Source organism: Xanthomonas sp. F1 (assembly GCF_014199855.1).
This window is the reverse complement of record NZ_JACHOK010000012.1, coordinates 1-23,102: the sequence shown is the minus strand read 5'-3', so window position 1 is coordinate 23,102 and position 23,102 is coordinate 1. Positions and strand designations below refer to the sequence as shown.

General features: G+C 69.6%; 19 protein-coding genes. 10 read left to right on the top strand and 9 right to left on the bottom strand.

All coding sequences use genetic code 11. The features are described from left to right. Positions 1-2: 2 nt before the first annotated feature. Positions 3-2,249 (bottom strand): 1,4-alpha-glucan branching enzyme, encoded by a 2,247-nt coding sequence (locus tag GGR71_RS19100; protein ID WP_160961811.1) that lies wholly within the window; start codon positions 2,247-2,249, stop codon positions 3-5. After that, entirely contained in the window at positions 2,246-3,877 is a 1,632-nt protein-coding gene (gene glgA / locus GGR71_RS19095) for a glycogen synthase GlgA (RefSeq protein ID WP_184452223.1), read from the bottom strand. Before glgA ends, GGR71_RS19100 begins: the two co-directional genes overlap by 4 nt. Positions 3,878-4,255: 378 nt before the next feature. Between glgA and GGR71_RS19090 the strand changes: the two genes are divergently transcribed. Continuing rightward, entirely contained in the window at positions 4,256-4,501 is a 246-nt protein-coding gene (locus GGR71_RS19090; RefSeq protein ID WP_237474690.1) for a hypothetical protein, read from the top strand. 58 nt (positions 4,502-4,559) lie between these two features. Here GGR71_RS19090 and GGR71_RS19085 read toward each other — a convergent pair whose 3' ends face one another. After that, positions 4,560-4,934: a response regulator gene (locus tag GGR71_RS19085; RefSeq protein WP_160963912.1), complete on the bottom strand. Its 375-nt coding sequence runs from the start codon at positions 4,932-4,934 to the stop codon at positions 4,560-4,562. Positions 4,935-5,048: 114 nt separating this feature from the next. Between GGR71_RS19085 and GGR71_RS19080 the strand changes: the two genes are divergently transcribed. Beyond that, positions 5,049-6,350, top strand: a complete 1,302-nt coding sequence (locus tag GGR71_RS19080) for a two-component system sensor histidine kinase NtrB (RefSeq protein ID WP_160963914.1) — start codon at positions 5,049-5,051, stop codon at positions 6,348-6,350. 5 nt (positions 6,351-6,355) lie between these two features. Here GGR71_RS19080 and GGR71_RS19075 read toward each other — a convergent pair whose 3' ends face one another. Continuing rightward, the gene (locus GGR71_RS19075; RefSeq protein WP_228136029.1) at positions 6,356-6,985 is read right to left on the bottom strand and encodes a cysteine hydrolase family protein; all 630 of its coding nucleotides are present in this window, start codon (positions 6,983-6,985) and stop codon (positions 6,356-6,358) included. 306 nt (positions 6,986-7,291) lie between these two features. Between GGR71_RS19075 and mdoH the strand changes: the two genes are divergently transcribed. The 4 genes from mdoH to hemC all read left to right on the top strand — a co-directional run bounded on the left by mdoH (position 7,292) and on the right by hemC (position 11,762). Continuing rightward, complete coding sequence (gene mdoH / locus GGR71_RS19070; RefSeq protein WP_160963916.1) at positions 7,292-9,241, top strand: glucans biosynthesis glucosyltransferase MdoH; 1,950 nt, start codon at positions 7,292-7,294, stop codon at positions 9,239-9,241. 39 nt (positions 9,242-9,280) lie between these two features. Next, positions 9,281-9,946 (top strand): alpha/beta hydrolase, encoded by a 666-nt coding sequence (locus GGR71_RS19065; protein ID WP_160963918.1) that lies wholly within the window; start codon positions 9,281-9,283, stop codon positions 9,944-9,946. Between the two features lie 102 nt (positions 9,947-10,048). Continuing rightward, the gene (locus GGR71_RS19060) at positions 10,049-10,780 is read left to right on the top strand and encodes a response regulator (RefSeq protein ID WP_160963920.1); all 732 of its coding nucleotides are present in this window, start codon (positions 10,049-10,051) and stop codon (positions 10,778-10,780) included. Positions 10,781-10,838: 58 nt separating this feature from the next. Then, positions 10,839-11,762 carry a hydroxymethylbilane synthase gene (gene hemC, locus GGR71_RS19055; protein ID WP_160963922.1) on the top strand — a complete coding sequence of 308 codons (924 nt, stop codon included), beginning with the start codon at positions 10,839-10,841 and terminating at the stop codon, positions 11,760-11,762. Between the two features lie 362 nt (positions 11,763-12,124). Here the strand turns inward: hemC and GGR71_RS19050 are convergent, their stop codons facing one another. Beyond that, positions 12,125-12,919 carry a DUF481 domain-containing protein gene (locus tag GGR71_RS19050; protein ID WP_048491069.1) on the bottom strand — a complete coding sequence of 265 codons (795 nt, stop codon included), beginning with the start codon at positions 12,917-12,919 and terminating at the stop codon, positions 12,125-12,127. Positions 12,920-13,100: 181 nt separating this feature from the next. Between GGR71_RS19050 and GGR71_RS19045 the strand changes: the two genes are divergently transcribed. Further along, on the top strand, positions 13,101-14,072 hold the full coding sequence (locus tag GGR71_RS19045) for a helix-turn-helix transcriptional regulator (protein ID WP_010341069.1): 972 nt from the start codon (positions 13,101-13,103) through the stop codon (positions 14,070-14,072). A 238-nt stretch (positions 14,073-14,310) separates the two neighbouring features. Here GGR71_RS19045 and GGR71_RS19040 read toward each other — a convergent pair whose 3' ends face one another. Together GGR71_RS19040 and GGR71_RS19035 are read right to left on the bottom strand one after the other, a co-directional pair. Beyond that, a complete protein-coding gene (locus tag GGR71_RS19040) occupies positions 14,311-14,736 on the bottom strand; it encodes a winged helix-turn-helix transcriptional regulator (RefSeq protein WP_456362641.1) in 426 nt (141 codons plus the stop codon). A 239-nt stretch (positions 14,737-14,975) separates the two neighbouring features. Continuing rightward, a complete protein-coding gene (locus GGR71_RS19035) occupies positions 14,976-15,563 on the bottom strand; it encodes a lipocalin family protein (RefSeq protein WP_017912048.1) in 588 nt (195 codons plus the stop codon). Between the two features lie 125 nt (positions 15,564-15,688). On the opposite strand from GGR71_RS19035, the gene GGR71_RS19030 reads away from it, so the two are divergent. Further along, the gene (locus tag GGR71_RS19030) at positions 15,689-15,985 is read left to right on the top strand and encodes a hypothetical protein (RefSeq protein WP_160963926.1); all 297 of its coding nucleotides are present in this window, start codon (positions 15,689-15,691) and stop codon (positions 15,983-15,985) included. Positions 15,986-16,052: 67 nt separating this feature from the next. Beyond that, on the top strand, positions 16,053-18,158 hold the full coding sequence (locus GGR71_RS19025; protein WP_160963928.1) for a prolyl oligopeptidase family serine peptidase: 2,106 nt from the start codon (positions 16,053-16,055) through the stop codon (positions 18,156-18,158). A gap of 136 nt (positions 18,159-18,294) precedes the next feature. Here GGR71_RS19025 and GGR71_RS19020 read toward each other — a convergent pair whose 3' ends face one another. Then, positions 18,295-18,777, bottom strand: coding sequence for a GNAT family N-acetyltransferase (locus GGR71_RS19020; protein ID WP_160963930.1), 483 nt, complete (start codon positions 18,775-18,777; stop codon positions 18,295-18,297). A 38-nt stretch (positions 18,778-18,815) separates the two neighbouring features. After that, the gene (locus GGR71_RS19015) at positions 18,816-20,027 is read right to left on the bottom strand and encodes a pyridoxal phosphate-dependent aminotransferase (protein WP_160963932.1); all 1,212 of its coding nucleotides are present in this window, start codon (positions 20,025-20,027) and stop codon (positions 18,816-18,818) included. Positions 20,028-20,498: 471 nt separating this feature from the next. Between GGR71_RS19015 and GGR71_RS19010 the strand changes: the two genes are divergently transcribed. Beyond that, the gene (locus GGR71_RS19010; RefSeq protein WP_184452221.1) at positions 20,499-22,589 is read left to right on the top strand and encodes a S9 family peptidase; all 2,091 of its coding nucleotides are present in this window, start codon (positions 20,499-20,501) and stop codon (positions 22,587-22,589) included. The last annotated feature ends 513 nt before the right edge of the window (positions 22,590-23,102 follow it).

Sequence of the window (23,102 nt, the reverse complement as noted above, 5' to 3'; positions counted from 1 at the left end):
GTTCAGAAGTCCGGTTGCAGCCAAAGGGTGGACAGCGGCGGCAGGGTCAGCGCCAGCGATTGCGCATGCCCGTGCATCGGTTGCGGCAGGGTCGACAGCACGCCGCCGTTGCCTTGGTTGGAACCGCCGTAATAGCCGCTGTCGCTGTTGAGAAGCTCGCGCCAGCGTCCGCTACGCGGCACCCCCACGCGGTAATCGTGGTGTACGTTCGGCGTGAAATTGCTCACCGCCAGCAGCGGCGGCGCGCCGCCGTCGCGGTCGTGGCGGACGAAGGCGAAGACGCTGTTGTGGTGATCGTCGGCGATGCTCCACTCGAAGCCGTCGCTGCTGCGGTCGCTGCGGTACAGCGCCGGCAACGCGCGCAACTGCCGGTTGAGGTCGGCGACCAGCCGGGCAATGCCGCGGTGCTCGGGCTGCTGCGCCTGCCCCCAGTCCAGCGGCCGGTCGTGGTCCCAGTCCTGCCATTGCCCGAACTCGCAGCCCATGAACAGCAACTTGCGTCCGGGATGCGCCCACATGAAGGCCAGGTAGGCGCGCAGGTTGGCGAAGCGCTGCCAGGCGTCGCCGGGCATGCGCGCCAGCAGCGAGCCCTTGCCGCGCGCCACCTCGTCGTGCGACAGCGGCAGCACGAAATGCTCGGAGAACGCATACACCAGGCCGAAGCTCATCTCGCTGTGGTGGTGCTGCCGGTACAACGGATCGCGCTGCAGGTAGCGCAGGGTGTCGTGCGCCCAGCCCATGTTCCACTTGTGGCTGAAGCCCAGTCCGCCTTGCTGCGTGGGCGCAGTGGCGCCCGGCCAGGCGGTGGATTCCTCGGCGATGGTGCGCACGCCGGGGAAGCGCTGCGCGATCTCGTCGTTGAGCCGGCGCAGGAAGGCGATCGCCTCCAGGTTCTCGCGGCCGCCGTGGGCGTTGGGGATCCATTCGCCGGCGTTGCGGCCGTAGTCGCGGTACAGCATTGCCGCCACCGCATCCACGCGCAGGCCATCGACATGGAAGCGCTCGATCCACTCCAGCGCGCTGCCGATCAGATAGGCCACCACTTCCGGGCGGCCGTAGTTGTAGACCAGCGTATTCCACTCGCGATGCACGCCTTCGCGCGGGTCGGCGTGTTCGTACAGGGCGCTGCCGTCGAAGCGCTGCAGGCCGTGCGGGTCGTCGGGGAAGTGCGCTCCCACCCAATCCAGCAGCACGCCGATGCTGGCCTGGTGGCAGGCATCGACGAAGCGCGCGAAGCCGTCGGCGTCGCCGTGGCGTGCGGTGGGCGCATACAGGCCCAGCGGCTGGTAGCCCCAGGAACCGCCGAACGGATACTCGGCGATCGGCAGCAGCTCGATGTGGGTGAAGCCGAGCTCACGTACGTAGGGAATCAGCTCGGCGGCCAGCGCATCCCAGTGCAGCGGCTGGCCATTGCCGTCGTGGCGCCAGGAACCGGCATGCAGCTCGTAGACGCTCAGTGGCTGCGCGCTGCCGGCCTGGGCCTCGCGTTGTGCCAGCCAGGCCGCATCGCCCCAGGCATGGCTATCGGCATACGGCACCACCGAGGCGGTGGACGGCGCCAGGGCGCTGCAGCGGGCCACCGGATCGGCCTTGCGCGGCAGCACGCTGCCGTCGGCGGCCTGCAGTTCGTATTGGTAGTGCTCGCCGCCGTGCAGCCCGGGCACGAACAGTTCCCAGACTCCGGCGTCCGAGTGGAAGCGCAGCGGATGCCGGCGCGCGTCCCAGCCGTTGAAGTCGCCGACCAGCGCCACCCGCCTGGCCTGTGGCGCCCACACTGCGAAGCGCACGCCCTCCACCTCGCCGACCCGGGTATGGTGCGCGCCCAGCGCGGTGCGCAGGGCGGCACCGTCGCCAGCGGCCAGGTCCTGCAGCCAGGCCGGATCGAGCGTCGGCCCGAAGGCATACGGGTCGTCGCATTCCTGCACCGCATCCGGCCACACGATGCGCAGCCGGTAGTGCATGGGCTGCTTGAGTTCGCCCTCGAACAGGCCGTCGGCCTGCGGGTGGGCACGCATCCGCGCGATCAGCTTGCCCTGCGCGTCGAGCAGGCCCAGCGCCTCGGCGCCGGGCGCCAGCACGCGTACCCGGACCGTGCCGTCGGCCTGTAGATGAGGACCAAGCCAGGCGAAGGCATCGATCGCCTCGCCGCGGGCCAGCGCCCGCAGCGCAAGGCCGTCGCCGTCGTCCTCCGTGTCCGCCGCCGGGTCCCGGCCGGCGGCCGGGTCCACGGCGTGTTCCCGATCGCTCATGCGGCGGCCATGGCACTCGCGGTGACCGGCACCGTGGCGCTGGCCATCGCCGGAGCGTGGCCAGCCGGCGCCACGGTGGCGGCGGTGCGCTCGTACAGTGCCATGTATTTGCGCCCAGCCAGCTCCCAGCCGCTGGGCCGCAGCATCGCCGCACGGCGCATCGCCTGCAGCAGGCCCGGCAGGCGGAAGGTGCGGAACACCCGCTGCAGGCAGCGACGCAGGCCGTCGGCCGAGGCTTCCTCGAACAGGAAGCCGGTGACGCCGTCGTCCACCGTGTCGATCAGGCCGCCGGTGGCGTGGGCGATCGGCAGGCTGCCGAAGCGCTGCGCGTACATCTGGCTCAGCCCGCAGGGCTCGAAGCGCGAGGGCATCAGCAGGAAGTCGGAGCCGGCGAACATGCGCCGCGCCAGCCGCTCCTCGAAGCCGATGTGCGCGCCGACATGGCCGGGGTAGCGTCGCGCCAGCGCCGCCACCGCCTGTTCGATCTGCGGCTCGCCGCCGCCGATGATCACGATCTGGCCGCCAGCGGCGACGATCTGCGGCGCCACCTCGCAGATCAGGTCCAGGCCCTTCTGGTGCACCAGCCGCGAGACCACCGCGAACAGCGGGCCGTCGCTGTCGAGCAGGCCGAATGCCTGGCGCACCTGCGCCGCATTTTCGCGCTTGCCCTGGATCTGGCCGACACCGAAATGGGCCGGCAGGTGCGCGTCGGTGCGCGGGTCCCAACTGGCGTCGATGCCGTTGACGATGCCGCTCAGGCGGCCGTTGGCGGCGCGGCGCGCCAGCAGTGCATCCAGGCCGCAGCCCTGCGCCGGACCGGTGATCTGCGCGGCATAGCTGACGCTGACCGTGTTGACGTGGTCGGCGTGGACGATGCCTGCGCGCAGGAACGACATCTGCCCGTAGAACTCCAGGTCCTGCAGCCCGTCGGCGGGGATGCCCAGGGCGCCGGCCATCGCATACGGGAACAGGCCCTGGTAGGCGAGGTTGTGGATGGTCAGCAGGCACGGCGTGCGGCCGCCGGACCAGCGCACGTAGGCGGCAGCCAGGGCGCACGGCCAGTCGTTGAGGTGCAGCAGCTCCGGGGTCCAGTCCAGGCCGGCCTGGCCGCCGGCGATCTGCGCCGCGGCGTGGGACAGGGTGGCGAAGCGCAGCGCGTTGTCTTCCCAGTCGCGGCCTTCGCTGCACACGTAGGGCGAACCCTGGCGCTCGAACAGTTGCGGGCACAGCAGCACATAGATGCACAGCCCGTCCGGACGCTCGGCACGGCCCAGCGCGCAATCCGGCAGACCGGCGTGCGCGGCGATGCGGCCGACGATCTCCAGCGGCCCGGTTTTGCGCAGCACCGCCGGGTAGCCCGGGATCAACACGCGGATGTCGCAGCTGCCGCGCAGCGCACGCGGCAAGGCCGCGGCCACGTCGCCCAGGCCGCCGGCCTTGATGAAGTCGGCCATCTCGGAGGTCACGAACAGGCTGGTCCGGCGCGGCGCCGGCTGCAGCTTGACGGTCACCTCGGCGTTGCGCACGAAGCGGCCGCGCGCATCGCGATAGCGGCGGCGCGGCGCATGCAGCACAGGATGGGTATCGCGTTGTCTGTCGGTCAGGTCGGCGGGGCTGGGGGGCGACATGGCGGTTCCGTCGGAAAGGGGGGAGGACGGGGCATACGGAAAGCGACTGCCGCCGCGCGTCCTGGCGGGCGCGCGACATGAAGCAAAGGAAGAGGCACAGCAGCGTCGAAACGAAACGACTTTGTTGCAATGCGATAATGCAGGAGCAAAGTACGAATGAGGCGATAAAAGAGGCGTGAAGCGCGCGCTTGTCTACGGCGAAATGGCGAGCGCGGCGCATAGTGGATTCGCCGAACGGCAGACGCCGCAGGGGTGAATCACGGAACAGGCACCAATGAATCGTTTAGCTTTCGTTGTTGCAGACGTGTCGCGCTTCCCTGCGACCGGGTGGCCACCTCCGTTGTGCGAGCTTCATGCGGTCTATGGTGCAGTGTGCTCATGACAGTCTTGAAACCGCAGATGCGCCGCGAATTGGATGGCTTCGTCCTCGACGCGCTGTTGCGTCCGCGCTCCGATGGCGTGTTGGAGCCGCAGATCCGCATCAGCGCCAACGACGGCGCGGTGCTCGGCCGGCACGCGTTCGACGGGGTGTATTTCCGCGATGCCCATGCGGGTGCCTATTTCGTCGCCGAGCGCCTGGCGGCGATCCGTTCGGCACGGTACGGAAAACTGGTCTTCACCTGAATCCGCGCGCACCTCCTGAGTGATCGCTGCGGCGACGTGCCGCGGCCGATCGCCGCGCTCAGCTCCCGGTCTGCAAGCGGTCCAACGCCGCCAGCAGATCGGCACGACGGTACGGCTTGGGCAGGAAACCGGTCTGCGCCGGCAACATCCAATGCTCCGGCGAATGCATGGCCGAGGTCAGCAGGGCGGGAGTGGCGATGCCGCGGCGGCGCAACTGGCGCACCATGCTCAGGCCGTCGCAGCGGGGCATCTGCACGTCGCTGAAGATCAGCTCCACCTCCGGATGCCGCTCCAGCACCTCCAGCGCTTCCTGTGCGGTCGCCGCCGACAGCACCCGGTATCCGTCGGCGGCGAGCATGGCCGCGGCCAATTCCCGAATCGTCTGGTCGTCCTCCACCAGAAGAATGGCGGTGAAGGCGGATACTGCGCGCATAATGCCGTTATTGCCCCGTGAGTGATTGCTGTCAGATTCACGATTCGGCGGTGAAGCGCTGGTGACGTCGCGTAAATCCCGATATTCTCGACCTTACTTATTGAGAGACGCGGCTTGACCACGCACGCCCACTATCGGCAGATCGTCGAGCTCTCACACGACTGCATCAAGGAAGTCGGCCGCGACGGCATCGTGCGCTCGATCAACCCCCACGGACTGGCCCTGCTCGGGGTGTCCGACCCCGCCGACATCGTCGGCCATCCCTGGGCGGAGCTGTGGCCCGAAGACATGCGCTCGCTGACCCAGGGCGCCTTCGCCGCGGCGCTGGGCAACGAGCAGCGCGAATTTTGGGCGGAGCGCCCGTCGCTGGATGGGCGGCAGCGCTGGTGGCACGTGATGGTCAGTCCGCTGGCCAACGCGTCGGCGCGGGTCGAGAGCGTGCTGGTGATCAGCCGCGACGTCACCCAGCAGTATCAGATCGAGCAGGCGCTGCGCGCGCTGGGCGATCTGGCGCCGATCGCTGCCGAGGAGGCGCCGCTGGGGCCGGCCGATGCTGCGGCGTTGGGCCGCCATTGGCAGGCAGAGCAGTCGCAGCTGCGCGGGCAGCTGGACATCGCCCTGGCGGCGCAGCGCGTGGCCGAGCGTGCGATGACCCAGGCGCAGAAGGGTGAAGCGGTCGGGCAGATGCTCGCCGGCGTGGTCCACGACTTCAACAACATGCTGCATACCGCGATGACTTCGGTGAGCATGGTCGCCGAGCATCCGCAGCGCCTGCAGCCGGACCAGCGCCGCCTGCTCGGCATCGCCAACGAGGCTTTGCAGCACGGCGCAAGCATGACCCGGCGCCTGCTCGGCTTCGCCCGCGCCCATCCGGTCAAGCCGGCCTGGCTGGACCTGAACGCGTTGGTGACACAGATGCAGCCGCTGCTGGCGCAGGCGTTGGGCGGCGAGATGCGGCTGCAATTGCTTGCGTGCGCCGAGGTGGCCACGACTTATGCCGATCGCAACGCGGTCGAGCAGGCGGTGCTCAACCTGGCACTGAACGCGCGCGACGCCAGCCGTCCCGGCGATGCGGTGACGATCCGCTGCGGCGCGCTGGAGGTGCCGCCGTCGCGTGCGGCAGCGATGCGCCAGCCAGGCCGCTACGTGACCCTGGCGGTCGGCGACCAGGGCGAAGGCATGTCCGAGGAGGTCAAGTCGCGCCTGTTCGAGGCGTACTTCACCACCAAGCCCGAGGGCAAGGGCACTGGCCTCGGACTGGCCCAGGTCTACGGCCTGGTGCGCCAGGCCGGCGGCTTCGTCGACGTCGAATCGGAACTGGGCCGCGGCACCACCATCACCCTGGCGTTTCCGTTCGTGCCGCGGCCACTCGGCGAGGAGGATGACGACGCAGGCCCGGTGCCGGCGGCGGAATAGCCCCCTCATCCGCCTGCGCGCGCCGGCAGCCGCTCGCTGACGCGGACCGCGAAGGCCTCGCGCAGCAGCCGCAGCGCCCGTTGCTGGCGCCCGGCATCCAGCGCTGCGCAGCACGACGGCGGCACCTGCACCTGGAAGTCGCGCATGCGCGCGTCGATCGCGGTGGCCAGCACGCAGGCGTCGGTGGCGATGCCGGTGACCAGCAGGTGGGTGGTCTGCAGCCGCGCCAGCAGCAGCGCCAGGGCCGAGCCGAGGAAGGCGGAGTGCTTGGGCTTGAGCACGTAGTAATCCTGCGGACGCGGTGCCAAGCACGCCGCGATCTGCGCGCCGCGTTGTGCAGGATCGGCGCACAGCGTCCACAGGCCCTCGAAATCGGTCCGCCAGTCGGCGAAGTTGTCGTTGGCGAACAGCACCGGCCAACCGCGGCGATGGAAGCGCGCGCGGACCTGGGCGATGCGTGCGGCCACCGGCAGCGCGGCAGCCGCCAGGTGCGCGCCGCCGGGGAAATCGAAGCGGCTGATCATGTCCACGATCAGCAAGGCCGGTTGCCCGGGCTGGGTCGGTGCCTGCGCCGCCGTCGATGGCCGCGGCTGCTCGCCAGGGGTGTCAGTACGTCGCCGGGCCGGGTGCCGCATGCGCCGATCCTCCATTGCCGGACAGGGCTTCATGGTCGGCGCGCGCGGTGAAACCAGGGTGAGCGCGAGTGAAGACGTGGCTGAACGGATCGGCGGCCAGTGCCGCCACCGCGCCGGTGGTCGCCTTCGCGAAAGCTTACTATTTAAGGTTTACATTGACGGGCGTCTTTGCCCGTCGACAGGAGAGCACGTGGTACCAACTGGCGAACATAACGAGACGCGCGTGGCCGCGGCGGCATCCGCCGTGCCGTCCGCCCGCGGCATTTTCCGATGGCGCTGCGGCGCCGGACGCGATCGGCAGATCGCATGAGCGCGGTCGCCCCCACACCGGCCGTGCCCGTCGATGCCCCCTTGGATGCCGGCCAGGCGGTCCTGCCGCCCGAAGCGCCGCTGTCCATGCCGCTGCAGTCGCTGCAGGAAGGCAAGCTGCGCAACACGCGCCTGCCCAGCACCCCGATCGGGATCGGCTGGCGGCGGTTCTACGTGTTCGGCACCACCGCGGCGATGACCGCCTATGCCAGTTGGCTGATCGCCAAGGTCCTGCTGATCGGCGGCGTGAGCGTGCTCGAAGCCTGCCTGATGGTGCTGTTCATCCCGTTGTTCGCCTGGATCGCGCTGTCCTTCGTCAGTGCGCTGGCCGGCTTCTTCACCCTGGTGTTCGGCAAGGGCCGCAAGCTCGGCATCGATCCGGATGCGCCGCTGCCGCAGGTGCGCAACCGCACCGCGCTGCTGATGCCCACCTACAACGAGGATCCTCACCGGCTGATGGCTGGGCTGCAGGCGATCTACGAGTCGGTGGAGGCCACCGGCCAGATCGAGCGCTTCGATTTCTTCATTCTCAGCGACACCACGCGTCCGGCGATCGGCGCGGAAGAAGAGAAGGTGTATGCCGAGCTGGTGGAGCGCGTCGGCGGCCAGGGCCGGCTGTTCTACCGGCGCCGCGCCAGCAACGCCGGGCGCAAGGCCGGCAACATCGCCGACTGGGTGCGCCGTTTCGGCGGGGCCTATCCGCAGATGCTGATCCTGGACGCCGACAGCCTGATGACCGGCGACAGCATCGTGCGCCTGGCCGCCGGCATGGAGGCCAACCCCGACGTCGGCCTGATCCAGACCCTGCCGGAAGTGGTCAACGGCAACACCTTGTTCGCACGCATGCAGCAGTTCGGCGGCCGCGTCTATGGCCCGGTGATCGCCTTCGGCGTGGCCTGGTGGCACGGTTCGGAAAGCAACTACTGGGGCCACAACGCGATGATCCGCACCGAGGCCTTCGCCGCGCAGGCCGGCCTGCCGTCGCTGCCCGGGCGCAAGCCGTTCTGCGGCCACGTGCTCAGCCACGACTTCGTCGAAGCGGCGCTGATGCGCCGTGGTGGCTGGGCCATGCACATGGTGCCGTACCTGCAGGGCAGCTACGAGGAAGGCCCGCCGACGCTGACCGACCTGCTGGTGCGCGACCGCCGCTGGTGCCAGGGCAACCTGCAGCACTCCAAGGTGGTGCGCGCGCGCGGCCTGCACTGGGTCAGCCGCATGCACATGCTGATCGGCATCGGCCATTACTTCACTGCGCCGATGTGGGGCATGTTGATGCTGATCGGCATCGCCATTCCGCTGCAGAACGGCGGCTTCGACCTGGTCGCCTCGGTGATCTCGCCGTTCTCGCCGGCGCGCTACTGGCACCAGCAGGATTCCACGCGGGTGGCCTGGGTGTTCGCGGTGACCATGTTCGTGCTGCTGGCGCCCAAGGTGATGGGCTACTTCGCGATGCTGCTCAAGCCCGGCGAACGCCGCGGCTGCGGCGGCGGGCTGCGCGCCTTCGTCAGCATGCTGCTGGAAACCCTGCTGGCCGCGCTGATGGCGCCGGTGGTGATGTACGTGCAGTCGCGCGGCGTCGCCGAGGTGCTGGCCGGCAAGGACTCGGGCTGGGACGCGCAGCAGCGCGACGACGGCCGGATCTCGTGGGCGGCGCTGTTGCGCAGCTACGGCGGACTGAGCGCGTTCGGCCTGCTGATGGGCGGCATGGCCTATGCCGTGTCGCCGTCGCTGGCGGCGTGGATGGCACCGGTGGTGATCGGCATGGCGCTGGCGGTACCGGTGGTGGCGATCAGTTCCTCGCGCGCCGCCGGCCTGTGGCTGCGCAAGCTGCGCATCCTCGCCATTCCCGAGGAGTCGCAGCCGCCGGCGGTGCTGCTGCGCGCCGCGGAGCTGCGCCGTGAAGCGGCTGCACGCCGTGCCGAGGCCGAGGCGCAGGCCCAGGGCTGAGGCCGGCATACTATCCGGCCTCATTCATCGGGAACCGACATGCTGGAGACAGTGGAACACGAGACCGGCGCCGCGCCGCGCTGGAGCGTCCTGTGGCTGCACGGCCTGGGTGCCGACGGCAACGACTTCGCGCCGCTGGTGCCGGAACTGCTGCGGCCGCACTGGCCGGCGCTGCGCTTCGTGTTTCCGCACGCGCCGGTGCGGGCGGTGACGATCAACAACGGTGTACGCATGCGCGCCTGGTACGACATCGTCAGCATGGATTTCTCCAACCGTGCCGACAGCGCCGGCGTCGCCGAATCGGTGGCCCAGGTCGAGGAACTGATCGCGCGCGAGGACGCGCGCGGCGTGCCGGCCGAGCGCTTGCTGCTGGCCGGCTTTTCCCAGGGCGGGGCGATCACCCTCGCCGCCGGCCTGCGCCGCGAACGGCCGCTGGCCGGCCTGATCGGCCTGTCCACCTATCTGCCGGAACTGGAGAGCGTCGCTCGCTGGCACGCCCCGGCGGCCCTGCGGCAACCGTTGTTCATGGCTCACGGCCAGGGCGACCCGGTCATCCCGCAGCCCTACGCCGAGCGCACCGCGCAGACCCTGCAGGCGCTGGGCATGCCGGTGCAGTGGCGACGCTACCCGATGGCGCACCAGGTCTGCGCCGAGGAAATCGCCGACCTGGGCGACTGGATGGACGCCTGCATCACCGGCAGCTGAGGACGGCGGCCGCGTGGCGGCATGGTGCGGTACCCGTGGCGGGCGCCCGGAACCGGGGCTAGTATCGGCCGCAGCGCACGCCAGCCGAGCGGGGAGATCTGGGTGAAGGTACTGATCGCCGACGACGAACCCCTGGCGCGCGAACGCCTGCGCACGCTGCTGGCCGCACATGCCGGCGTGGAAGTGGTGGCCGAAGCCGACAACGGCATGGACGCGCTGCACGCCTGCGCCGCCGCGCAGCCGGACCTGGTGTTGCTGGACATCGCCATGCCGGGTCTCGACGGGCTGGAGGCGGCGCGCCACCTGGCGACCTTCGAACCGCGCCCGGCGGTGGTGTTCTGCACCGCCTACGACGCGCATGCGCTGTCCGCGTTCGAGGCGGCGGCGATCGACTACCTGATGAAGCCGGTGCGCGCCGAGCGCCTGGCCGCGGCCCTGCAGCGGGCCCGCACCTTCATGGCCGGACGCGGCAGCGGCGCGGCGGCCGCGCCGGCGCCGCAACGGCGCACCCATCTGTGCGCGCGCCTGCGCGGCAGCCTGCGGCTGATCCCGGTCGACGACATCCACTACCTGCAGGCCGAGGAAAAGTACGTGGTGGTGCACCACGCCCGTGGCGAAGATTTGATCGAGGAATCGCTGCGCGCGCTGGAGGAGGAGTTCGCCGAGCGCTTCGTGCGCATCCACCGCAACTGCCTGGTCGCGCGCCACGAACTGGTGGAGTTGCGCCGGCTCGGCGAGGGCCAGGTGCAGGCGGTGTTGCGCCATGGCAAGCAGCCGCTGGAAGTCAGCCGGCGCTGCGTGGCGCAGCTGCGCAAGGAGATCCACCAGCGCTGACGCCGCCCGGATTGCGCGGTGGCAGCGGCGGACGGCGGCTTTCCGCGATAATGCGCGCATGAAGATCCTGCGCATCGCTACCCGCAAGAGTCCGCTCGCCCTGTGGCAGAGCGAGCATGTCGCCGCCTGCCTGCGCCGCGCGCACCCGCACCTGGACGTGGTGCTGGTGCCGATGAGCACCCGCGGCGACGAAGTCCTGGACCGCTCGCTGGCGGCGATCGGCGGCAAGGGCCTGTTCCTGAAGGAACTGGAGCTGGCGATGCTGCGCGGCGAGGCCGATTGCGCGGTGCATTCGCTCAAGGACGTGCCGATGGAGCTGGACCCGCCGTTCGTGCTGCCGGCGATCCTGCCGCGCGCCGATCCGGCCGATGCCTTGATCTCCAACCTCTACGCCTCGCTGGACGCGCTGCCGTTGGGTGCGCGCGTCGGCACCTCCTCGCTGCGGCGGCAGGCGCAACTGCGCGCGCGGCGCCCGGACCTGGAGCTGCTGGACCTGCGCGGCAACGTCAACACGCGCCTGGCCAAGCTCGACAACGGCGGCTACGACGGCATCGTGCTGGCCTGCGCCGGCCTGCAGCGGCTGGGCCTGGACGGACGCATCACCCAGCGCCTGCAGGCGCCGGATTGGCTGCCGGCCCCGGCGCAGGGCGCAATCGCGGTGGAATGCCGCGAGGACGCCAGCGCCGCGCTGGCGCTGTTCGCGGCGCTCGACGATGCGCCGACCCGCACCTGCGTGGAGGCCGAGCGGGCGATGAACCGCGCCCTGCACGGCAGTTGCCACGTGCCGGTGGCGGCCTTCGCGCAATGGCGCGGCGACGATCTGCTGCTGCAAGGCCTGGTCGGCGGCGTCGCCGATGGTCGCCTGGTGCGCGCCGACCTGCAGCGCAGTGCGTGGGATCCGCAGGCGCTGGGCCAGGCCGTGGCCGAGGCCCTGCTGGGCGCCGGCGCGCGCGAATTGCTGGATGTCGACCTGCCGGCCTGATGGCGTGCGCAGTCCGCGCTATCGCCTGTAGGGCCAACTGTCATGCAGGCGCGACAAGCGAAGCCGAAAGCCCACTGACACCCTCCGTCGTCGGGACTGACGTCCCTCCCACAGTGCAGATCCCGACAGTGCCGGTTGCGCGCGTGTAGGAGCGGCTTCAGCCGCGATGGGCGTTACCGGGAAAGCCTGTCGCGGCTGAAGCCGCCCCTACAGGTGAGGCGCATTGCTCTCTGCGCGCCACCGCCATTGCGTGCTGGCGGGGCGCGGCTGCACCCGCTCCTGCGAGAAGCGAATCAACGGGTCAGCCCTGCGGCGTCGCGCCGCCGTGAGCCAATCCCGAATCCCCACTCCCCAATCCCCGCTCACTTGAACTTGTAGACCAGGTTCATCGTGGCCAGGGTATCGGTCTTCTTCTTGTCGTCGCTGACGTCGCTGTTGTAGCGCGCCTGCCAGCCGGCCTTCAGCGCCAGGCGCTCGTTCATGCTCACCGAGATGCCCAGGTCGTTCTGCGCGAAGGTGTTGTACGCGCCGGATTCGACCAGCAAGGTGTTGCCCAGTTCGGTGTTGCTGGTCAGGCCGTACTTGAAGTCGACCAGGCCGCGGCCGATCAGGCCGGTCTCGGTGCGGTTCTCGACCACGTCGTGCGCGCGGCGCACGCCGGGACCGATCTGCACGTCGATGCTGCGGCGGTCGCCGTCCATGATCCGGGTGCCGTAGCCGATGCCGATCGTGGCCAGGCGGTCGTAGGTGGCGAAGTCGTCGCGCTCGTAGCGCAGCGAGGCGGTCAGCTGGCGGTGCTCGCCGAGCTGCAGCGCGCTGCCGGCGCTGCCGGTGTAGCGGTTGGAGGTGGTCTGGCGCTTGCGCGTGGTGGTGCCGTCGGGATTGGTGTCGACATACTCGGCGCTGGCGTGCAGGGCGAGCAGGTCCAGGCTGTGGATCCAGTCGCCGTCCACGTACTGGCCCTTGAGGCGGCCGTTGAGGCTTTCGTTGCTGCTGTTGCCGTGCGAGGAGGCGAAGCCCAGTTCGCCCGATCCGCTCCACGGCGAACTGGCCGGGTCCGTGGCTGTCGGTGAGGTGGCGACGTCGGCGGCCCAGGCCGGTGACGTGCTCAGCAGCAACAAAGCGATGGCGGATACGGGGGTGGCACGGCGGGACATGGCTTCTCCGGAGATGGGGACGCAGCCTTCGGCTAACGAAATGGAAACGATTTCATCATACCGGATCCACATGACACCCTGGCCGGCCCCGGGCGCCGGCTTCATCGACGGTTCGGGCGCTCTGCCGGCGGCCGCGCCGGGCAGGCGTTTTTCCGCCCGCGACTCAGACATAATCGGGGCCATGGACCGCTACGAACGCATCAACGCACTGCACCGCCTGCTCAAGTCCGCGCGCTATCCGGTGACGGTGGCGCGGCTGCAGGACGAACTGGGCTGCTCCCGCGCCACCGTCTACCGCGATCTGGCCTTCCTGCGCGATGCGCTGATGGCGCCGGTAGAGGGCGATGGCGAGGCCGGCTTCCGCTACGAGTCCGGGGAGAGCGACCGTTTCGAGTTGCCGGGGCTGTGGCTGAGTTCGGAAGAACTGCACGCGCTGCTGGCCTCGCAGCAACTGCTGGCACGCACCGGCGGCGGGGTGCTGTCCTCGGTGCTGGCGCCGCTGCAGCAGCGCATCGAAAGCCTGCTCGCCGCCCAGGCCGGGGCGACCCATTGGCCGGTGGAGCGGGTGCGGGTGATCCCGCACCGCGGCCGCAAGCTCGACGAAGCCAGTTTCCGTACCGTCGCCTCGGCGGTGCTGGAGCGCAAGCGCCTGTCCTTCGACTACCGCGCCCGCTCCACCGATGAATCGACCAAGCGCACGGTGTCGCCGCAGCGCATCACCCACTACCGCGACAACTGGTACCTGGACGCCTGGGACCACGGCCGCGATGCGGTGCGCAGCTTCGCGGTGGACCGCATCAACCATGCGCGCCTGCTCGACCAGCCGGCGCAGGACGTGGCCGACGCCGAGCTGGATTCGCAGCTGGCCGCCAGCTACGGCATCTTCTCCGGCGCGCCGAAGGGCTGGGCCACCATCGTGTTCAGCCCCAAGGCGGCGCGCTGGGTTGCCGACGAGCACTGGCATTCCAAGCAGCAGGGCCGCTTCCTGGCCGATGGCCGCTACGAACTGAAGGTGCCCTACAGCGTCTCGCGCGAGCTGCTGATGGACGTGCTGCACTACGGCTCGGATGCGGAGATCGTGGAGCCGCGTTCGCTGCGTGAGCAAGCCAAGGCGCTGCTGTCGCTGGCGCTGAGCAACTACAGCGACGACTGACGGTCTGTCGCGCCCGGTGCGATGGGCCGCGTAGGAGCGGCTTCGGCCGCGACGGGCATGATCGGCAAAGCATCGCGGCTGAAGCCGCTCCTACGCGGGAACCTGCGTCGTCGCCGAGGCGTACTGTGTGGTGCGGGATGCAGTCCCTGTGGCGCAACGCAGCGGCCGTCGTAGGAGCGGCTTCAGCCGCGACCGGGGCGTTGCCGCCGACGCCCGAGGTGGCGTGGATACGGACGCCCTACGCCGCGTCCAGCGGCGCGCCGCCGCCGAGGATCACGCCGATGTTGCGCTCGATCCAGTCCACCAAGGCATGCACGTGCGCGGCCGCTTCCTCGCCGAGCGGGGTCAGATCGTATTCCACGTGCGGCGGCACCACCGGGTAGGCGGTGCGTTGCACGAGACCGTCCGCCTCCAGCGCCTGCAGGGTCTGCGACAGCATCTTTTCGCTGACGCCTTCCAGGCTGCGGCGCAGGTCGCCGAAGCGGTGGGTGCCCTTGCGCAGGGCCACCAGCACCAGCACGCCCCAGCGGCTGGTGACATGGCTGAGCACGGCGCGGGACGGGCAGTTCTGCGCGAACACCTGGCCGCGCAACATCGTCGCATCCGCGCAGCCGCGCGGTGCTTCGTCGAGAGGGTCGGAGAGGACGCTGGCCAAGCGGTGCACCTGTCTGTGGGGGGAGGGCGCCCCGATCATACGGGCGGCGCCGGGTGCTTCGCTGAGCGAAGGATGATCGATGGTCCGGGGCAGGCCGTGCCGGGTGCCATGCCGCTTGTGGCGCTGGCTGCTCGCAGTGCCGCGGCGCAATGCAGCCCGCAAGGCGTCTCGGGGCAGCCCGGACCGCGCCGGCTCGGCGCAGCGCGGGCCGTCGCCCGCGTCCCGGCCGGCCGTGGTCGGGAGCCGCGTCAGGGCTTGTTCGGCACTTCGAAGCCGAGCTTGCCGACCTGGTCGCGGCGCTGCGCCACGCGCTTGAGCTTGTCGATGTTGACCCCGTACTGGTGGTCCAGCTTGTCGACCAGCTCGCGGTACTGCTTGTGGCTCATGTTCGGCGAGCGCGCGAACACCCACGCCAGATCGCGGCCGGGATAGTCGATCAGCGCCCAGGAATAGTCCGGCGCCACTTCCAGGATGCGGTACTTGGTGGGCACCATCCTGAAGAACCAGGTGGTCCAGCGGCGGTTGCCGGTGCCTTCCTTGACCGTGGCGCGCGAGTTGAGCTCCTTGACCGGCTCGTCGAAGCCGTTGCGGTACTCGTAGCGCACCGCGATCTTGCCGTCTTCCTTGAGGGTGTACTCGTCGCTGCTGGCGACGTGGCCGCGCTCGGCGAAGTACGGGATGTGGGCGATCACGTACCAGCGGCCCATGAAGCGCTGCAGGTCGATCGGCGGCTGCGCAGGCTCCTGCTCCGGGTCCGGCGCCTTGGCGCGGGCCGTCGGCAACGGGACGGCCATGCCCAGCAGCAGCACGGAAGCGAACAGGGAAAGCAGGCGCATAGGAGATTCCGGGGCGAAGGGCGAACGCCGGTGAAGTATGCGCGTGCGCCATGTCAATGGTGCGTCGCAGCCCCTGAGATGTGGCGGCGGCAACCTGCGCGCCTCGACTTCCAGGAGCTGCCGTCATGCCGAACGCGTCGTCCCCGCGCACCCACGTCCCGCATCCGGGCCTGCGCCGCCTGCTGCGCCAGGCGATCCTGGCCGGGCTGGCCCTGGTCCTGGTGTGGCCGGCCGCGCGCGGCCACAGCGAATGGCTGGGCTGGTGGCCGCTGTGGCTGCTGGGCATGCCGCTGAGCGCCTGGTGGGCCCTGCATCGCTTCCCGCTGCCGCCGCTGCGCCGGCTGTGGGGGCAGTGGCGGGCCCGGCCGCGGGCGCAGGCACGGCGGCGCCGGCCGGCGCTGCGAACCGCCCGTCCAGCCTGACCTTCGGCAGGGGAGGCCGGCGATGCTGCGTGCTACGGTGCGGCGCTGTCCTTCCCGGATCCGAACCATGTCCTCACTCGCACACGCCTGCCTGCTCGCCGGCCTGCTCGCCGCCGGCACCGCCGCGGCCAAGGAAACCGCGATGCCCCAAGACCCCTACGCCTGGCTCGAAGACGTCACCGGCACCAAGGCGCTGGACTGGGTCAAGGCGCAGAACGCCAAGACCGAGGCGCGCCTGGCCGACACCCCCGCTTTCAAGGCCCGCGAGGCCGGCATCCGCGAGGTGCTGGATTCCGACGCCAAGATCCCGGCCGTGCAGAAGATCGGCCCGTACTACTACAACCTGTGGAAGGACCGCGCGCACGAGCGCGGCCTGTGGCGCCGCACCACCCTGGACGAGTACCGCAAGCCCGAGCCGAAGTGGGAGACGGTGCTGGACCTGGACGCGCTGAACAAGGCCGAGGGCGAGAACTGGGTGTGGCATGGCGCCAACTGCCTGCGCCCTGAGTACACGCGTTGCCTGATCGCGCTGTCGCGCGGCGGCGCCGACGCCGACGTCACCCGTGAGTTCGACCTGGGCAACAAGCAGTGGATCAAGGACGGCTTTTTCCGTCCCGAGGCCAAGGGTGGGCTGAGCTGGATCGATGCCGATACCGTCTACCTGTACACCGACTTCGGCCCAGGCTCGCTGACCAGCTCCGGCTACCCGCGCATCGTCAAGCAGTGGAAGCGCGGCACCCCGATGAGCAGCGCCACGCTGGTCTACGAGGGCAAGCCGGACGACATGTACATCGCCGCGATGCACGACGACACGCCTGGCTACGAGCGCGATTTCGTCAGCCGCACGCTGGCCTTCTACAACGACGAGATGTACCTGCGCGGCGCCGACGGCCGCCTGACCAAGATCGACGTGCCCAACTCGGCCAACAAGGGCGTGCACCGCCAGTGGCTGACCCTGGAACTGCGCGATCCGTGGACGGTGGGCGGCACGACCTACCCGGCCGGTGCGCTGCTGGCGACCAAGTTCGACGACTTCATGGCCGGCAAGCGCGACTTCCAGGTGCTGTTCACGCCGACCGAGACCGCGTCGCTGGCGTCCTTCGCCTGGACCAAGTCGCGGCTGGTGCTGAACGTGCTCGACGACGTCAAGAGCCGGCTGTGGGTGCTGACCCCGGGCGAGGGCGAGTGGGCACGCGCGGCGTTCCCGGTCGGCGACCTGGCCTTCGGCAGCACCAGCGTCGATGCGGTCGATGCCGACGAGAACGACCAGGTGTGGCTGACCTCCACCGACTTCCTGACCCCGACCACGCTGATGCTGGCCGACGTGCAGCGCGGGCCGAAGAGCATCGAGACGCTGAAGGCGATGCCGAGCTTCTTCGACGCGTCCAAGGATGCGATCGAGCAGCACTTCGCGGTGTCCAAGGACGGCACCAAGGTGCCGTACTTCCTGGTCCGGCCCAAGCAGCTCAAGGCCGACGGCAGCGCGCCGACCCTGCTGTACGCCTACGGCGGCTTCGAGATCTCGATGACCCCGTTCTACTCCGGCAGCCTGGGCCGCGCCTGGCTCGACCAGGGCGGCGTGTACGCGCTGGCCAACATCCGCGGCGGCGGCGAGTACGGCCCGCGCTGGCACCAGGCGGCGCTGAAGCAGAACCGGCACAAGGCCTACGAGGACATGGCGGCGGTGGCGCAGGACCTGGTCGCGCGCAAGATCACCTCGGCCAAGCACCTGGGCGTGCAGGGCGGCAGCAACGGCGGGCTGATGGCCGGCAACATGCTGATGCAGTACCCGCAGCTGTTCGGCGCGGTGGTGGTGCAGGTGCCGCTGCTGGACATGAAGCGCTACAGCCACCTGCTGGCCGGCGCCTCGTGGATGGCCGAGTACGGCAACCCGGACACCGACGACTGGAAGTTCATCCAGACCTTCTCGCCGTACCACCTGTTCGACCCGAAGAAGACCTATCCGCCGGTGATCTTCCTGACTTCCACCCGCGACGACCGCGTGCATCCGGGCCATGCGCGGAAGATGGCGGCGAAGATGATCGACGCCGGCAAGGACGTGACCTACTACGAGAACATCGAAGGCGGTCATGGCGGCGCGGCCAACAACGCGCAGGCGGCGCACATGCAGGCGCTGGCGTACAGCTTCCTGTGGGAGCGGCTGTCCAAGTGAGTGGTGCGGTCCGCGTCCCGGTTGGGACGCGGACCATCGCCTGGTCTGGCGCGTTACCCAGTGACTGGTCGAGCCGGCGCGCAACGCACAGCGTCACGATCGCGCCGGTACTGTCCGCGTTGGCCGCAGCGGGTGCTCAGGCGCCGTCGGCCAACGGTTTGACCAAGGTCAGCGAACGGACGTCATAGCCCAGTTCTTCGTACACGTGCAGTGCGTGCGTGTTGAAGGCCCAGACGTTCAGGCGCATTTCGACACCGCCGCGTCGCGTCACCCAGTCGTGCGCATGCTGCATCAGCGCCGGGCCGATGCCCCGGCCGCGATGGCTGCGGGTGATGCCCACGCTGCCCACCCGGCCGAAGCGCATGGGCTGCAGCAGCGAGTGCGATTCCTCAACGATGCCGACTGTGACAAAGCCGACCAGGACGCCCAGGGCTTCTGCGACGAAGGTGGTGGCATCGTCCCGGCCGATGCTGCGCGTCCAGTGCGCCGCGTCGCGGTCCGTGGCGCCTGCGCCGGCGAAGATGTGGGGAAACGCCGCATGGTGGAGTGCATTGACTTCTTCGCCGAGCGCGCAGATCGCCGGGAGATCGGATGCGATGGCTTCGCGATAGGTGAGCATGAGAAGGCTCAATGCGCTTTGCAGTGTGGCGGGTCGTCTCAGCGCGCCCAGCGTGACAGCCCGCGCGCGATCCGCGCCACCGCTTCCTGCAGCCGCGGAAGACTCTGGGTATAGGCGATGCGCACGTGCTGGCGGGCGCGGTGGCGACCGAAATCCACACCGGGGGTAAAGGCGACGTGCTCGGTCTCCAGGAAGTGCGCGCAGAACGCCTGCGCATCGTCGGTGAAATCGGAGACGTCGGCGTACAGGTAGAACGCGCCCTCCGGCTCGACCTCGATGCGGAAGCCGAGCGCGCGCAGCGCCGGCAGCAGGTAGTCGCGGCGCTGCGCGAACTCGGCGCGGCGCGCCTCCAGGATCTGCAGCGTTTCCGGCAGGAAACAGGCCAGCGCCGCGTGCTGGGCGATGCTGGGCGCGCTGATGTACAGGTTCTGCGCCAGCTTCTCCAGCGACGGCACCGCGGCGCGCGGCGCCACCAGCCAGCCTAGGCGCCAGCCGGTCATGCCGAAGTACTTGGAGAAGCTGTTGAGCACGTAGGCGGCGTCGTCGACCTCCAGCACGCTGGGCGCGTCGATGCCGTAGCTGAGGCCATGGTAGATCTCGTCCACCACCAGGTGCCCGCCGCGGGCGTGCAGCGTCTGCGACAGTGCGGCCAGTTCGACGCGCGACAACACGGTGCCGGTGGGGTTGGCCGGCGAGGCCACCAGCGCGCCGACGCTGTCGGCGTTCCAGTGCTGCTGCAGCAGGTCCGGGGTCAGCTGATAGCGGCTGTCCGGGCCGACCGGCACCAACTGCGCCGACCCTTCGACCAGGCGCAGGAAGTGGCGGTTGCACGGATAGCCGGGGTCGGCCATCAGCCAATGGCGGCCGGGATCGACCAGCAGCGCGCTGGCCAACAGCAGGGCCCCGGAGCCGCCGGGGGTGATCAGGATGCGCGCTGGATCCAGGTCGACGTCGTGGCGCTGCCGGTAGAAGTCCGCCAGCGCCTGGCGCAGGGCGGGCAGGCCGCGCGCGGCGGTATAGCGGGTGTGGCCGGCACCCAGCGCAGCCTGGCCGGCGGCGACGATCGGCGCGGCGGTGGTGAAGTCCGGTTCGCCGATCTCCAGGTGGATCACGTCGTGGCCAGCGTGCTCCAGTTCGTTGGCGCGGGCCAGCAGCGCCATCACGTGGAAGGGCTCGATCTCGCGGCTGCGCTGGCTGTAGCCGGGCGCGGCGGGCGAGACGCGGGAAGTGTCGCCGGGAAGGGAAGCCATGCCGCCGATGATAGTGGAGCGCGCCGCATCGGGTGTTATGGGCGTGAGCGGGGACGACGCGCTTGACTGCGTCCCGGCCGGGTCAGGCGTGCCACCGACTGGCGTCGGATGACGGCGACACGCGTTGTCGTTGCTCGCTAGCCAGGTCGACTGCGCGCCGGCTGCCGCTCGCCATGCTGCGCCGACGCCGCACGCGTCGCGTTGGCCCCGACCAAGGCCACGCCACACGCCGTCGGCGCGGCCCCGCAGGCAGGCGGCATACCGCGTCCACACTTCACGTCCCGGCATATCGCCGGCTCCGCCACGGCAACGCGCTTGCCACGGCGCGGCGTTGCAGGGAGACTCGGCCGGCACTGCGCGGCGCCCGCCCGCTGCCGCCGCCCATCCAGGGCGGCGCGTCCCGTTGCGTTACCGCCGCCGGAGCCCCATTAGATGCCTCACCGCCCCTTGCTAGCGAGCCTTGTCCTGCTCATGACCGCCTCCTTCGCTTCCTCCGCCTCCGCCGCTGCGGCGACCCCGCCGCATCCGGCCAAGCAGCCGCATGCGGTCAAGGCGCCGTTCGGCGCCGTCCGCCAGGACGCCTATTACTGGCTGCGCGACGATGCGCGCAAGAATCCGCAGATGCTGGCCTATCTCAATGCCGAGAACGCCTACGCGGACCAGGTGCTGAAGCCGCTGCAGCCGCTGGAAGACCGGCTGTACGAGGAGATCGTCGGCCGCATCAAGCAGGACGACAGCAGCGTGCCGTACCGCGAGCGCGGCTACTGGTATTACACCCGCTACGAGAGCGGCAAGGACTATCCGATCCAGGCGCGCCGCAAGGGCAGCATGGAGGCGCCGGAGGAGATCCTGCTGGACGTCAACACCATGGCCGCCGGCAAGGGCTACTTCAGCGTCGGCGACGCGGCGGTCAGCCAGGACAACCGCATTCTGGCCTGGACCGAGGACGACGTCGGCCGCCGCCAGTACGTGGTGCGCTTCAAGAACCTGGACACCGGCGAGATCTACGCCGACCGCATTCCTGGCGTGTCGCCGGACGTGGTCTGGGCCGACGACAACAAGACCCTGTTCTACGTCGAGAACGACCCGGAGACGCTGCTGACGGTGCGGGTCAAGAAGCACGTGCTGGGCACGCCGGCCGCGCAGGACGTACTGGTCTACGAGGAGAAGGACGACAGCTTCTACATGGGCGTGGGCCGCACCCGCGACGACAAGTACATCGTCATCGGCGTCGAAAGCACCGTGTCTTCCGAACAGCGCTATGCGCCGGCCGCCGATCCGCAGCGCTTCACCGTGCTGGCGCCGCGCGAGCGCGACGTCGAGTACCACGCCGACCACTTCGACGGCCGCTGGGTGATCCGCACCAACTGGAAGGCCAAGAACTACGCGCTGATGACCGCGCCCGACGGCGCCACGGCGCGCGACCAGTGGCAGAGCTGGCTGCCCTACGACGAGAAGGTGTTCATCGACGGCTTCGAGCTGTTCGACGGCTTCACCGCCATCGCCGAGCGTTCCGACGGCCTGGAGCGGATCCGCCTGCACTTCGCCGACGGCAAGGAGGAGTACGTCAAGGCCGACGAGCCGGCGTACTCGATGGGCCTGTCGATCAACGCCGAGCCGGACACGCCGTGGCTGCGCTACAGCTACACCTCGCTGACCACCCCGGCCACCACCTACGAACTCAACACCCGCACCGGTGAGCGCAAGCTGCTCAAGCAGCAGCCGGTGATCGGCTACGACGCCAGCAAGTACCAGACCGAGCGCGTCTGGGTGACCGCGCGCGACGGGGTCAAGGTGCCGGTGTCGCTGGTCTACAAGAAAGGCTTCAAGAAGGACGGCAGCGCCGCGCTGTACCAGTACGCCTACGGCAGCTACGGCATGTCCACCGACCCGGCGTTCAACCTGCCGGTGGTGAGCCTGCTCGACCGCGGCGTGGTCTACGCCATCGCGCACATCCGCGGCGGCCAGGAGATGGGGCGCGACTGGTATGACCAGGGCAAGCTGCTGCACAAGAAGAACACCTTCGCCGACTTCATCGACGTCACCCGCGGGCTGGTGCAGCAGGGTTACGCCGCCCCGGACCGCGTGGCCGCGGCCGGCGGCAGCGCCGGCGGCCTGCTGATGGGTGCGGTGGCGAACATGGCGCCCAAGGACTACCGCGTGCTGGTGGCACAGGTGCCGTTCGTGGACGTGGTCACCACCATGCTCGACCCGAGCATCCCGCTGACCACCAACGAATACGACGAGTGGGGCAATCCGGAGCAGAAGACGTACTACGACTACATGCTCAGCTACTCGCCCTACGACAACGTCACCCGCCAGGCCTACCCGGCGATGTACGTCGGCACCGGCCTGTGGGACTCGCAGGTGCAGTACTGGGAGCCGGCCAAGTGGGTGGCCAAGCTGCGCGAGAACGACACCGGCAGCCAGCCGATCGTGTTCCGCGTCAACATGGAAGCCGGCCACGGCGGCAAGTCCGGCCGCTTCCGTCGTTACCGCGAAATGGCCGAGTCCTATGCCTTCATGCTGGACCAGCTGGGCGTGGAGTCGCCGGCCAAGTGAGTGGGGTGCGCATCGGCTGGCCTGCGGGCCGGCCGATGGCGCAGGCGGGGCGGCTGGCGTGAGGCCAGCCCATCCCACTGCTTGGTTGGATGGCTGGTGGCCTGGGCTTCACGCGTCGCGGCTGAAGCCGCTCCCACAGTGAGCATGGCGGCCGAGTCGGAGCTGAAGGTTCGGTGGCCTGACGCACCATGACAAGCAGCAGCGCTGACAGCGTGGCAACGCCCTGTGGGAGGGACTTCAGTCCCGACTGCGCGGAGGTCGGATAAGCCGAAGGCTTCGATCGTCGCGGCTGAAGCCGCTCCTACAAGGGCGGATCTTTTTGATGCAGGTGCTGACGGCATCGCTGACGCTGGTCAGCTCTTGTGGGAGGGACCTCAGTCCCGACTGCAATGTGTCGGAGGCACTGACGGGTTCGCTTGTCGCGGCTGAAGCCGCTCCTTGTATCTGGACGTGACGCCCCTAAACAGGCGTCATGTCTTCCGACTGATCATCGGAGGAGGTGCGGGAAGTCCA